The organism is Myxococcus sp. CA023 (genome assembly GCF_010998615.1).
Classification (GTDB): domain Bacteria; phylum Myxococcota; class Myxococcia; order Myxococcales; family Myxococcaceae; genus Myxococcus.
Genome location: NZ_JAAEAH010000135.1, coordinates 1 through 12,764 on the forward strand (window position 1 = coordinate 1; position 12,764 = coordinate 12,764).

At 69.7% G+C, this 12,764-nt stretch carries 11 protein-coding genes; 3 read left to right on the forward strand and 8 right to left on the reverse strand.

Annotated elements, in window-relative coordinates; translation table 11 throughout:
• Positions 1-136: 136 nt before the first annotated feature.
• Together F8M74_RS36055 and F8M74_RS36060 are read right to left on the reverse strand one after the other, a co-directional pair.
• Entirely contained in the window at positions 137-1,282 is a 1,146-nt protein-coding gene (locus F8M74_RS36055) for a DUF1015 family protein (RefSeq protein ID WP_163884727.1), read from the reverse strand.
• 68 nt (positions 1,283-1,350) lie between these two features.
• Positions 1,351-2,829, reverse strand: a complete 1,479-nt coding sequence (locus F8M74_RS36060) for a hypothetical protein (RefSeq protein WP_141258674.1) — start codon at positions 2,827-2,829, stop codon at positions 1,351-1,353.
• A 168-nt stretch (positions 2,830-2,997) separates the two neighbouring features.
• Between F8M74_RS36060 and F8M74_RS36065 the strand changes: the two genes are divergently transcribed.
• Positions 2,998-4,464, forward strand: coding sequence for a deoxyribodipyrimidine photo-lyase (locus F8M74_RS36065; protein WP_141258668.1), 1,467 nt, complete (start codon positions 2,998-3,000; stop codon positions 4,462-4,464).
• A gap of 104 nt (positions 4,465-4,568) precedes the next feature.
• A complete protein-coding gene (locus F8M74_RS36070; RefSeq protein ID WP_141258669.1) occupies positions 4,569-4,889 on the forward strand; it encodes a polyhydroxyalkanoic acid system family protein in 321 nt (106 codons plus the stop codon).
• Positions 4,890-4,916: 27 nt separating this feature from the next.
• On the opposite strand, the gene F8M74_RS36075 is transcribed toward F8M74_RS36070, so the two are convergent.
• The 6 genes from F8M74_RS36075 to F8M74_RS36100 are packed head-to-tail and all read right to left on the reverse strand — an operon-like array spanning position 4,917 to position 12,222.
• Positions 4,917-6,719: a protein-glutamate O-methyltransferase gene (locus tag F8M74_RS36075; RefSeq protein WP_141258670.1), complete on the reverse strand. Its 1,803-nt coding sequence runs from the start codon at positions 6,717-6,719 to the stop codon at positions 4,917-4,919.
• A complete protein-coding gene (locus tag F8M74_RS36080) occupies positions 6,713-7,717 on the reverse strand; it encodes a chemotaxis protein CheB (protein ID WP_141258671.1) in 1,005 nt (334 codons plus the stop codon). Before F8M74_RS36080 ends, F8M74_RS36075 begins: the two co-directional genes overlap by 7 nt.
• 37 nt (positions 7,718-7,754) lie before the next feature.
• Complete coding sequence (locus F8M74_RS36085) at positions 7,755-10,076, reverse strand: hybrid sensor histidine kinase/response regulator (RefSeq protein WP_141258672.1); 2,322 nt, start codon at positions 10,074-10,076, stop codon at positions 7,755-7,757.
• A 33-nt stretch (positions 10,077-10,109) separates the two neighbouring features.
• Positions 10,110-11,363, reverse strand: a complete 1,254-nt coding sequence (locus F8M74_RS36090; RefSeq protein ID WP_090490581.1) for a methyl-accepting chemotaxis protein — start codon at positions 11,361-11,363, stop codon at positions 10,110-10,112.
• 5 nt (positions 11,364-11,368) lie between these two features.
• Complete coding sequence (locus F8M74_RS36095) at positions 11,369-11,743, reverse strand: CheW domain-containing protein (RefSeq protein WP_140792517.1); 375 nt, start codon at positions 11,741-11,743, stop codon at positions 11,369-11,371.
• Entirely contained in the window at positions 11,740-12,222 is a 483-nt protein-coding gene (locus tag F8M74_RS36100; protein WP_011554146.1) for a chemotaxis protein CheW, read from the reverse strand. The genes F8M74_RS36095 and F8M74_RS36100 overlap by 4 nt, the downstream gene beginning before the upstream one ends.
• A gap of 170 nt (positions 12,223-12,392) precedes the next feature.
• Between F8M74_RS36100 and F8M74_RS36105 the strand changes: the two genes are divergently transcribed.
• Positions 12,393-12,764, forward strand: a 372-nt coding sequence (locus tag F8M74_RS36105) for a response regulator (RefSeq protein WP_141258673.1), incomplete at its 3' end; no start/stop codon positions are given.

Consider the following 12,764-nt stretch of genomic DNA (forward strand, 5'->3'; position numbering starts at 1 on the left):
CTGAAGGCTGACACCTCGTTCAAGGCAAGTCTGCCCAGACGCGTGCGGCAGGCTGGTCACGACGACACCTACCGCACCCACCTCCTCACCCTCGTCATTTCATAGGCCTATCGTGCGGGTACCCTGCGCCAAGAGGTCAGGCTTCCCGGTCCAGGTAGAGCAGCCCCGCCGGTGGCAACGGTTCGACGCGAAGGGTGCTGGGGGGCAGCGTCGCCTGCGCCTCCATCACCGCGCGCACCTCCCACAGCGGCGGCGGGTTGAGGGCGAAGCCCGCCTGAAACATCCCCGACTCGACGCCCTGCACCAGCGACTCCAGGCCCTGCACCGGGTACACCTGCGAGTGCCCCGGCGCCTCCGGGTCCTTGATGCCCAACACGGTCCGCAGCACCAGCGCGTTGAGCAACGCCAGGTCCAGGCTCCGCAGCGTGGGATTGCGCGGCGCCCCCTTCAGGTGCGCCAGATCCAACCCCTGACGGAACCGGAGGATGCGGCCTCGCCCTCCCGGCAACACCAGCAGCACCGCGTGGTGTCCGGTGATGAGCGTGGCCAGTCGCTCTCGCGCCACCGCAAGACCGCGCGGGGTATTCAGGGGCTCATCCAGTTCGTAGACGCGTGCATACGCCATCACCAGCGTGAGGAACGTCTCCTCCTTGAAGGTCTCCACGCCCTTGAGCGCACGGTGGATGGGTAGCAACTCCAGCCCCGGGTCGGACAGGGGAACGACGGCCGCCAGCGTCGGGCCGCGCTCGTTCAACGCCGCCAGCGGGCGCATGGGCGCTTCATCCAGCACGGCTTGGAGCCGCTTCGACACGGGGGAAGGCTCGATGCGCCGCAGCGACAGGCTGTTCTGTCCGTAGCGCCCTTCCCACACGACGATGGCGCGCGCAGAAGCCTCCGCGAGCAATCCGCGCAGCACGCCATGGTCATCCGCGGTCAGCGTGACAGCGGGCTCCGCTTCCCAGGCCCTGGGCCGGTACGGGTCATGCTCCAGCGAGGCGCCCGCATCCGGGTTCAGGGCACACAGGAGGAAGCGCACCGGCGGGCCGCCGAGCTTGCCAGCAGGCCCATGCACCTCCACCAGGTACATCGCGGGGCGTGAGTCCCTCAGCAGCGCGCCCGAGTCCCGCAGGCGCCGCAGCTCCGCCGTGGGATTGGCCGCCTCCAGCAGGGGGCGGACGTGTGACGGCTGGGGCACCGCATTGCCACGCGGCACGTAGCCGCTGGGCTCCAGCGAGGAATCCAGCGAGCCAAGAAGGGCCGAAAATGGATTGACGCGCGCCATGTCGGGGGGAAGGTGGTGCCTCCTGCCCCGCCGTGCCATGGCGCTCGCCAGGTTGCTCTAGGACGCGTCTACCACCAGACGTTCGTGTACGGCCGGTCCTTCTCTGAGCGGCCAGCCATCTTCAGGGCGGAGCGGTCCACGCTCTCCTCCCACAGCAGGCTCACCGTGGTGATGGCCCCCGCCGAACCGAGGAACGACAGGACGTACGGCGTGGACTGATCGAAACCACCCAGCACCACGCCGGAGAGGAGCAGCACCACCGCGCCCACGCCGCCGCCGAAGATGTTGGCTCGGACGATTTGGGACGGCGTCGGGTTGTAACGCATGGTGGCCAGCGCCAGCGCGCCCGCGCCGATGCCCGGCGCCAGCAGCAGCGTGTCCCGCCACGTCTTGCCGGACACGGGCGTCCCGGAGAAATGGATGATGGCCAACAGCAGCGCCGAGTAGGCCGCGCCCCAGCCCGCACCCGACGAAATCAGCAAGCCGTCGTTGAGCGGAAGCTGGCCGCCGCCAATGCCCGCCGTGAGCCACGCGCCCAGCTCCGCGCCCAGGAAGGCGGACCACGTCAGAATGCCCGCGTCCTGCGTGAAGAGGTCCATCAGGCCCGCGGTGAACATGCCGCCCACCACCGAGTTGGCGATGCCGAAGTTGGCCATGGGGCGGTCCACCCAGTTGTTGAACTGCCACCACGATGAGGCACCGAAGCCCAGGCCCGCGCCGATGAGCGTGCCCGCCAGCATCGCCTCACGCGAGCTCTTGTCGAAGTTGAAGTCGCTGGCGAACGCCTGCGTGAAGAAGCCACCCAGAGCGCCCAGCGTCGTGTGATGCACGATGAAGCTGAAGCTGCCCGGACCGGAGAGGAACGGGCCCTGGCGCGGCCTGCCGTCCAGCATCACCCCGGTGTCCTCGATGGGAGGCACGCCCCGCTTCGCCGTGGCCCGGTCGTCCGGCGTCAGCGGCGACTGCGGCTTCGTCCGCAGCGAGTCCGGATCCGGAGGCAGCGTGGGTGCGTCGCTCGCCGTCGCGGAATCGCCCGGATAGCGAGCCGGGTCCTGCGCATTCGACGGGGGATAGGCATTCTGCGCCGGGGGATAGCTCTGCGGCGTCTGCGGCTGCGCATACGGATCCACCGGCTGCTGCGTCTGCGGCGGCTGCGCGTACGGGTCCACCGGCTGCGTGGACGACGGCGGTTGCGCATACGGATCCGCTGACGGCTGCTGCGTCTGCGGCTGCGCATACGGGTCCACCGGCGTCTGCGTCTGCGGCGGCTGCGCGTACGGGTCCGCGGGCTGCGCGGACGCCGGCGGCTGCGCGTACGGGTCCGCGGGCTGCTGCGTCTGCGGCGGCTGCGCATACGGGTCCGCGGGCTGCTGCGGCGCCGTCTGGCGATACGTGGGCTGCGGAGGGGCCGCATAACCCGAGGGGGCAGACGGACGCTGCGCAGACCCCGGGGATGGATAGGTTCCGCCAGCCTGCGCCTTCGCGGGCTCCGGAAGGACCAGCGCGAGAGCGAGGGCGGTGATGGGGAGATAGCTCCAGCTTCTCAATGATGACACGCAAGGACTCCTTCGGTCCGGCCGGACGGCAGAAAACCACAACCTGTCCTCGGGTGTCGGAAATTGGAGCGCCATCCGACCTTCCCTGTCCCCTCGTTCACAGCCACGCACTTCTTTTCCTCCGCGACGCGAATACGGCTCGCGTATCAGTGAGGCCCCATGCCTGAAGGCTTCTCGTGGTCCGAACTCGGCGTCGATTCGGCGCGCGTCCAAGTGGTGAAGGACCTCCCCCTTCCTTCCGGCCGCCGCGACTTCGTCCTCTACTGGTGCATGGTCAACCATCGCGCCGAGCAGAACCACGCGCTGGATGCCGCCATCGGTCTGGGCAACCACCTGGGCCTGCCCGTCGTCGTCTACCAGGCCATCCGTCCGGACTACCCCCATGCCTCCGACAGGCTCCACGCCTGGGCCCTGGAAGGGATGATGGACATGGCCACCGGCTGCGCCGCGCGCGGGCTGCCCTACTGGCTAGAGCTGCCCCGGACCTCGAAGGAACACCGTCCCCGGCTGGCCCAGCTCGGCCGGCGCGCCGCCGCCATCGTGTCGGACCTGTTCCCCACGTACATCATCCCGGGCCACCTGCGTGGCGCCGCCAAGGCCCTGGACGTGCCGCTGTTCGCCGTGGATGCGTCCTGCGTGGTGCCCATGCAGCGCATCGCCACGCGGCAGATTGGCGCCTATACCTTGCGGCCCAAGCTGAAGAAGCTGTGGCCGGAGTACCTGGACCGCGCCGTGCCCAACCGCGCGGTGAAGGCCGCCGCGGCCGGACGCAAGCTGGAGCCGGACTTCGCCACGTCGGACGCACGCGAGGCCCGCGAGTCCCTGGACGCCTTCGACTTCGACCATTCGGTGGCGCCCATCCAGGAGCGCGGAGGACGAAAGGCGGGCCTCAAGGCGCTCCAGGCCTTCGTGCACCAACGGTTGGAGGGCTATGACGAAGGCCGCAGCGACCCGGGCCTGGTGCGGCAGTCCAACCTGTCCCCCTTCTTCCACTGGGGCAACCTCTTCGCGGGAGAGGCCGCGCGCGCCGCCATCCGCGCACGCGGCGCGCAGGATGCTTCGGTGCAAGGCTTCCTGGAGGAGCTGCTCGTCCGCCGTGAGCTGGGCTTCAACTACTGCTTCCACACGCCGGGGCCGCAGCAGCTCTCCGTGGCCTCCCTGCCTCCGTGGGCGAAGGAGACGCTCACCCGCCACCAGAAGGACGCGCGCGAGCACCGTTATTCGTTGAAGCAATTGGAGACAGCGCGGACCGCGGACGGCTTGTGGAACGCGGCCCAGCGCGAGCTGGTGGAGCGTGGCCGCATCCACAACTACCTGCGCATGCTGTGGGGGAAGAAAATCCTGGAGTGGACTCCATCCCCCAAGGAAGCGCTGCAACGCATCGCGTTCCTCAACGACAAGTACGCGGTGGATGGCAGGGACCCCGCAAGCGTCGCCAACTTCATGTGGGTGCTGGGACTGCATGACCGCCCCTTCCAGGAGCGGCAGGTGCTGGGCAAGGTGCGGCCCATGAGCTCCCTGCGCACGGCGGCCAAGTACAACCTGGCACCCTACCTGGAGCGCTGGGGCCGCCCGGAGGACCCACCGGTGAAGCTCAAGCGCGTTCGCAAGACGGCAGGCCCGTGAGCAAGCCTGTTGACATCCGCGCGCCCAAAAGTGACACGGCGGTTCCATTCCCGCTCGGGCACGGCTAAACGCTCGAAGCGGGACACCGAGATCAGGAGCCAGCCATGGGAATGATGAAGTTCGATATCCCCCACTCCCTCCCCAAGGAGGAGGTCAAGCAGCGCGTCGATCAGCTGCTCCAGTACTGGGGCGGCAAGTACGGCGTGAAGGCAGACTGGCAGGGGGAAGGCGCGAAAATCGTCGGCAAGGTGATGGGCATCCAGATGGACGCCTCGTTCGTCATCACCGACAAGGCCGTCGAGGGTGAGGGCACCGACCCTGGAATGCTGCTGCGCGGCCAGGCCAAGAGCTACCTGCAGAAGAAGTTCGGCGCCGTGCTGGACCCGAACAAGAGCCTGGACCAGGTCAAGAGCAGCCTGGACTGACGTGAAGCACGGGACGCGGCCCCTGCCTCAACGCAGGGGCTGTTCCTCCAACGCGGCCAGGGCGTAACGCGCCGCGCGAGAGATGGCATCCGCCGAGTCCGGCATCTCCGGGTAGTGCCCCGCGAGGGGACGCTGCGGGAAGCGAAGCTGGGCAATGGCGTTGCGGTAGCTGCGCCGCGCCGCCTCATGGTCCTGCGTGCGCTCGTGCACCTGCGCCAGGAGGTAGTGGCCAATGGCCAGCGTGGGCTCCAGGAACAGGGCCTTGCCCAGCTCGGAGCGCGCCTCGCTCAACTCCCCTGCTTGCAACGCGGCGACCCCGCCGAACACCCGCGCCTCCACGCACAGCGGCTCGCGCTGAATGGCCTGCGCGAAGGCTTCGCGCGCCTCGGGGATGCGGCCGGTGAGCGAGAACAGGTTGCCCAGCGTCAGCAGCCCATCCAAGTCACTGGGCTCGTCCGCGAGCAGCCGCTGCACGCCAGCGATGGCCGCCGAGAAATCCCCCTGCGCCATCTTCCGCACCGCCATGGCCAGCCGCTCCGCCGGAGGAAGCAGCATGGGCCAGGCGGGCACCTCCACGGTGGGCCCGCGCGGCGTGGTGGCCACGGCCGGAAGCTCGGTGGTGATGCGCGGACGGGCGGAGTCCACGCTCCCCACCGTGGGCAGCTCCGCGGTGACGCGCGAGCGCGCGGCGCTGGCAGGCGGCGGCGCGGCGATGGCCGGCAGCGGAGAGTGAGGCGACACCGCGGGCAGCCGCCCCGGCACCACGGAACGCGGACTGGAAGAGGCCCCCACCGCCGGCAGCGTCACGCTGGGCGAGCCAGGCGCCGCCACCGACGACGCAGACACCGCGGGCAGCCGCGTCGTCAACGGGACGTCCTCGGGCTGCATCCGCTTGCGCAGGTCCGCGGTGAACGCGTCCGCGGGCACGGGCCTGCGCGCGGCGACATCAGGCTCGCCGGGATACGGGGTGATGCGCAGCGGCGGCGCCCGCATGCTCTTGTCGTTCAACGGGCGGCGGTACACGAACGCCCCATCGACTTCGATCATCTCGAAGCGGTCGTAGACCTTGAAGAGGCTCTCCGAGTACCCCAGGAACAACAACCCGCCCGGCCGCAGCGCGGCGAGGAAGCGGTCCATCAACCCGCGGATGGTGGGCAGGTCGAAGTAGATGATGACGTTGCGGCAGAGGATGAGGTCCAGCGACGACAGGGCGACCTTGTCGAAGACGGGAACCGCCAGGTTCTGTCCATCGAAGCGGATGTACTCACGCAGCGCGGGCAGCGCCTCATAGCCCTCTTCCACGGGCTTGAAAAAGCGCGTCAGCCGCGCCTGGTTGATGCTGATGGCCCGCCGCGAGGTGAAGCGCCCCTGCTTCGCGGCCTCCACCGCGGCCAGGTTGAGGTCGGTGGCCCACAGGTCCACCTCCAGCGACAGCGCACCCAGCTCCGCCAGCACCATGGCCAGGCTGTAGGGCTCCTCACCCGTCGCGCAGCCCGCGGACCAGATGGACACCTTGCGCATCTCGCGCCGCGAACGGGACACCAGGTCCGGCAGCACGCTCTTCTCCAGCGCGCGGAACTGCTTCGCGTCGCGGAAGAACTCCGTGTGCCCCACCGTCACCAGCGGCAACAGCGAGCGCAGCTCCTCTTCGCCACCGGCGCCCGTCAGGCGCTGGATGTAGTGCTCGGGCTCTTCCAGGCCCAGCACGGGCATCCGCGCGGACAGCGCCAGCCGGAGGCTGTGGAAGCCATCCGGCGTGATTTTCAGCCCCGCGCGTTCCAGCAGCAGCGCGGCGAGTTGTTGCAAGACTTTCTGGCTCGGCGTCAACACACGTCCACCCACTGCATCAGCGCCGCGCCAATCCGGCTCAGTGGCAGCACCTCGTGCGCCGCGCCCATCAACACCGCCTCGCGCGGCATGCCCCAGACGACGCTCGACGCTTCGTCCTGGGCAATGGTCCGACCGCCGCGCTCTCGAATCTCCTTCAACCCTCGCGCCCCATCGCGCCCCATGCCCGTCAGGATGACCCCGATGCAGCGCGGGCCGAACGACTCACCCGCTGAAGTCAGCAGCATGTCACAGGACGGCCGGAAACCGCGAAGCGCGGGGCCCGCGTCCAGCTCCAACCGGCCCTCGGGTCTGACCAAGAGGTGACTGCCCGACGGAGCGATGTACACCGTGCCCGGCGCCATGAGCACGTCATGTTCGGCCTCCAGCACGCGCAGCGCCGTTTCATTGGCCAGCCAGTGCGCCAGCCCTTCCGTGAAGCCGTCGCTGATGTGCTGGCAGTAGGCGATGGGCGCCGGGAAGGCGCGCGGAATCATCCGCAGCACCTGCGCCACCGCCTTGGGCCCGCCCAGGGACGCGGCGATGGCCACCAGCGGATACGGAGGAGGCGGCTTCGTCTCACGCGCCGCTTGCGGTGGCGGCCGCGTCTGCACCTGCCGCACCGCCTTCACCTGCGCCAGCAGCACCAGCTTGCGCGACACGTGCGCCCAGAACTCGGGCCCGGGATTCGCCGGACGCTCCAGCACGTCCAACGCGCCCGCCACCATCGCCTGGAAGGCCTCCTGACCGGACAACACGCCGGGGTGCAACGCCAGCACCGGCACTGGCCGCTCCACCATGACGTGTTCGATGGCGGGCAGCGCGTCCAGCGCGCTCAGGTCCACCAGCACCACGTCCGGGAAGTGCCGCTGCACGGCCACCAGGGCGCCGGCGAAGTCCACCTCCGCCGGCCCCACGGGCACCAGGGATTCCCCATCGAACAGGCCCCGGGCCGCGAGCGCACGCAGCCCCTTGCCCACCATGAGCACCCGAAACGCCATTCCTGCGACTGCCGCGCCACCGCCCAAGCCTGGCTCCTCAGGTCAGCCGGTCGATGGCCTGCGCGAGAACCTCCACGCCCAGCTCGCCCTTGACGAGGTACGCGTCCGCGCCGGCATCCAACCCGCGCCGCTTGTCCTCGGGCGAGGCGAGCGACGACAGGATGATGACCGGAATGCGAGCCACCGCGGGCGTCGACTTGAGCCGCCGCGCCAGCGAGAACCCGTCCAGCTTGGGCATCTGCACGTCCGTGAGGATGAGGTCGTAGGTGTTGTTCTGCACCTTCACGTAGGCCTCTTCGCCGTCCTGGGCTTCCTCCACCGAGTGCCCCAGCGCCTTCACCAGCGCCCCTTCCGTGGCGCGGGCAATGGGCGAGTCATCCACCAACAGCACCCGGAGGCGCTTGGCGGCGGGGGCCTGGGTGACGGGGCGGGCCATACGGCGCACCTCCGCCATGATGTCCGGGACATGGAGCAGCACGGCGATGCGCCCGTCCTCCAGCGCCGCGGTGCCGGCGATGAAGGGCGCGGCCTTGAGGAACTCGCCGCCGCAAGGCTTCACGGCCACTTCGCGCTCGTCCACGAAGCCGTCGACCACCAGCGCCGCGTGGTCCTCGCCGTGACGCACCACCACGGCGGGTGGCTTGTCGAAGCGATTGCCGCCGTTGAGGCCCAACAGCGGCCCCAGTGCCACCAGCGCCGTGGGCTTGCCACGGTGCCGCACGGCCAGCGTGCCGAAGATCTCCAGCCGGTCATCCGGCTTGACGCGCATGACGGCTTCCACGTCCGCGGCGGGCATGCCGTAGACGTCGTCCCCCAGGCGCACCAGCAGCACCTTCATCAACGCCAGCGACTGCGGCAGGCGCAGGGTGATGGTGGAGCCACGGCCGATGCGGCTGCTCACGCCCACCGAGCCGCCCAGCGTCTCCACCTTGCGCTTCACCACGTCCATGCCCACGCCACGGCCAGACAGCTCGCTGACCTGGTCGCGGGTGGAGAAGCCGGGGCGGAAGATGAGCTCGATGGCCTCGCGCTCCGACAGAGCAGCGGCCTGCACCGCGTTGATGAGGCGCTTGGAGATGGCCGCCTGACGCAGCCGCTCCGGGTCGATGCCGCGGCCGTCGTCCTCCACCTCGATATGGAGCATGTCGCCGTCCACGCGCACGCGGATGCGGATGCGGCCGTTGAGCGGCTTGCCCAACTGCTGACGCGTGTCCGGGGACTCCACGCCGTGGTCCACCGAGTTGCGCAGCAGGTGCACCAGCGCGTCGCGCACGTCGCCCAGCATGGACCGGTCCACGCCGATGTCGGCGTTCTCGATGACCAGGTCCACTTCCTTGCCCTGCGTGCGCGACATCTCGCGAACGGCGCGCGGGAAGGCGTCGAACACGGTGGACAGCGGCACCAGCCTGGCCTCGGCCACGTGGTCCGCCATCTTCGCCAGGTTGCCGTGCAGCGTGTTGATGCCGTCGTCGTTGCGGCGCACGAAGCGGAACGCGTCGTCGCGCAGCATGTGGAGGTCGCTCTCCACGCGGTCCAACTGCTCACGCACCTCGTTCGAGATGTCGATTTCTTCCGCCAGCCGGAGGAAGCGGTCCCCCAGGCGGCTGAAGCGCTCGAACAACGCCTCCGTCTCCGAGCTGCGCAGCCGGCCGCGGGCGCTCTCCACCAGCAGGTCGCCCGCGAGCAACCCCAACGCGTCGAGCACCTCCACGTTGACGCGGATGCTCCGGTCGGCCACCGCGGACTTCGCGGCGCTCGGGGCCTCCTCGTCACGGCCATGCGCGGCAGCCGGGTGATGCGCGGCTGCGGCGGCGTGCGCCCCTGGCTCGGCCACGGGGGCCTGCGTCGGAGGCGGTGCCACCGGAACCTGCACCGGCGCGGGCGGCGCGGCGACGGCCGCCGGTGCCACCACGGGCGCGGCGACAGGGGCCGGCGGCGGCGCCACAGGCCGTGCGCCAGCGATGGCGGGCGGCGTCTGTCCGGAGACTTCCGCGAGCATGCGGACCATCTCCTCGCTGGCCGGGTTGCCCGTGTTGGCGCCGGACAGGTCTTCGTTGAGATCGGAAAGGACGTCGCACGCCCTGAGCAGGACGTCGGTGGCCACCTCGGTGGCCGTCTTGCCCTCGCGCTCTGCGCGCAGGACGTCCTCGGCGGCGTGCGCCAGCTGCCCGATGGCGGCCAGACCCAACATGCGGGCCTCGCCCTTCATCGTGTGCAGCTCGCGCGCGACGTCCTCCGCGGCCTGGTCCGCGGTCTCCTTCTCCAGGTCCAATACCCCCAGCTGAATCTTCTGGAGGCGGTCGGCAGTGACCTCCTGGAACTTCTTCAGGAGGGATTTCTTGAGAGCCTCAGTGTCCATGGCCGGCGTACGCCCCTCCCCTTCCAGGAAGCGCTAGTCGGCCTTGAACCGCTTGATGAGCTCGGCCAGCCGTCCGGCCAACTGCGTCAGCTCCGCGGCCGCGCCCGTGGCCTGCTTCGAGGCCTGCGTCGTCTGGCGCGTCACGTCCTCGATCTCCGCCATGGAGGCCACCACCTGCTCGGTGGCCGTGCGCTGCTGCTGCGTGGCCAGGTTGATGACGCGGGCCGCGTCGCTCGTCTCCTGGACGCCGGCGAGGATGCCTTCCACCGCCTGCGCCGCCACCGCGCCCAGCTTCTCACCGGACTCCGTGGCGGACTTGGACGCCTCGGCGGCGCCAGCCGCGGCGGCCGTGGCCTCGCGAATCTCGGTGATGAGGTTCTTGATCTCCTTGGTGGAGTCCAGGACGTTCTCCGCCAGACGCCGCATCTCCGCCGCGACGATGGAGAAGCCCTTGCCGGCCTCACCCGCGCGGCTGCCTTCCAGCGCCGCGTTCAGCGCCAGCAGGTCGGAGCGGTCCGCGATCTCGTCGATGACCTCCACCACCGTGCCGATGCGCTCCACGCGCTTGGACAGCTTCGCGATGGAGTCCGCCACCGCGACGCCGTCGCTGCGGATCTGCTGCATGGCCTGGATGAACTCGCCAATGGCGCCCCGGCCCGCGCGCGCCGCGCCCAGCGTCTCTTCCGCCACGCGCGCCACGCTGCCCGCGTTCTCGGCGATCTGCGCCGACGCGTGCTTCAGCTCCTCCATGGTGGCGGTCGTCTCGTGGATGGCCGCCGCCTGCTCCGTGGAGGACGTCTCATGCTGAGTGGAGGCCGCCAGCACCTGGTTGGCGGACGAGGACAGCCTCAACGCCGCCTCGTTGATCTCCCGCACGAAGGTGCGCAGCGTCTCGATGACCTTGCCGAAGCCCTCCAGCAGGGGCCCGAGCTGCGGGTCTTCGGTGGTGGTGTTCCACCGGGACAGGTCCCCCTCACGCACCAGGCCGATGAGCGCGTCCAGCGCCTGGTCGATCTCCTGCGCCGCCACGTGCTTGCGGTGCTCGGAGGCCGCGAACTGGTCCAGCACCTGGTTGAGCAGGTGTGCCAGCTCCGCGCCGGACTCACCGACCAGCTCCTTGGGCACGCGGGCCTGCAGGTTGCCGGAAAGCACCGTCAGCAGCGTGTCGGTGATGGCCTTGGTGGAGGAAGAGGTCGACGCCGCGTTCGTGGCGCCGGCCTTGGAGGCGGGGGCCTTCCGGGCGCGAGCCTTGCCAGCGGGCTTCTCGTTGGGGGTGTCCAGGGACATGTGTCTCAGTGCCTTCCTTGAGTCCTTGCGGTTTCGACCAGATCGATGAGCAACACGGTGCGGGCCTCTTCCAGGCACACACCGACTGCGTAGGCTGCGGCGCCGGCCGTGGGAGGCATCCGGCGCAAGGAATTGACGGGGATGGAGCGCACGCCGTGCACGGCGTCCACCTTGAGGTGGGCTTCACCCTCCGGGGTGTCGAAGACGATGGCGCGGTTGCCCCGGTGGGGCAGGCCCAGCTCCGGCAGCGTGAGGTCCTCCGGCAGCGCGCGGTCGATGCGCAGCACCTGGGACGCATCCGTGCCGTAGAGCGTGGCGCCGATGTCGAAGAAGAGGAGGTCCACCTCTTCCTCCTTCTCATGGAAGGCGTCGTCGTTCACCGCGCCACCGCCCGCTGCCGTGCCGTCTGGAGCAGCTTGGAGAAGTTGAGGAGGTTGATGGCTTCCTGGTTGCCGCTGGCCTGCACCACACCCAGCAGGTGCTCGGCCGCGGCGTCGCCGCCCAGGGGCGGTGGGAGGATGTCCGCCACGGGAATGCGGCGCAGACCCAGCACCGTATCCGCGACGACTCCGGCCACGTAGCTGCCCGTGACGCCGACGAACAGGCGGGTGCGCGGGCCGATGCGGGCCTCTCCCTTGGAGAGGAAGCGCAGCAGGTCCAGCACCGGAAGCACCTCGCCCCGGTGGCCGGTGACGCCCATGATGAAGGACGGGGTCCGGGGCAAGGGCGTGAGCAGACCGGCCCGAAGCACTTCGAGCACGTTCTCACTGGGCACGCCCAGGCGGAGGTCGCCCACGCGGAAGCAGAAGAACTCCTGCTCCGGCCGGGCCTGGGCGGCCAAGGCGCGGTCCGGAGCCATCCGGAGTGCTCGCTGGAGGGGAGTCGAGGTCGTGGTCAAGGCGCCAAAGTATCCGGAGGCGATGAATAGCGGTCAAGAGGACCTGACGACCAGACCGCCTGGTCGCCGTTTCGATGGTCCGCGCTGCACCAAAGGTGTAGGGTTCCACCGCGAAGCCCTTGAGGAGGACGATGTCGCGCGTACTGGTCATTGATGACAGCCCGATGCTGGTGGAGCTCACCGTCCGGGCGCTCACCGCCGCCGGCTACCAGGCGAGCGGCGCGCAGGACCTTGCCAGCCTCGAGCAGAAGCTCGCCGAGGGGCCGTTCTCGCTCATCCTCATGGACGTCAACATGCCGGAGATGTTCGGCGACGACGTCGTGGAGTACCTCCGCCGGCAGAAGAAGGTCACCGCGAAGCTGGTCCTCTATTCCGACATCTCCGAGGCGGAGCTGGACGGAAAGACGAAGGCTTCGGGGGCGGACGGCTACATCCTGAAGAGCGGAGGGCTCGAAGCCGTGCTCGGCGGGGTCATGGGTCTCATTGGCCCCCCCGCCCTGGGC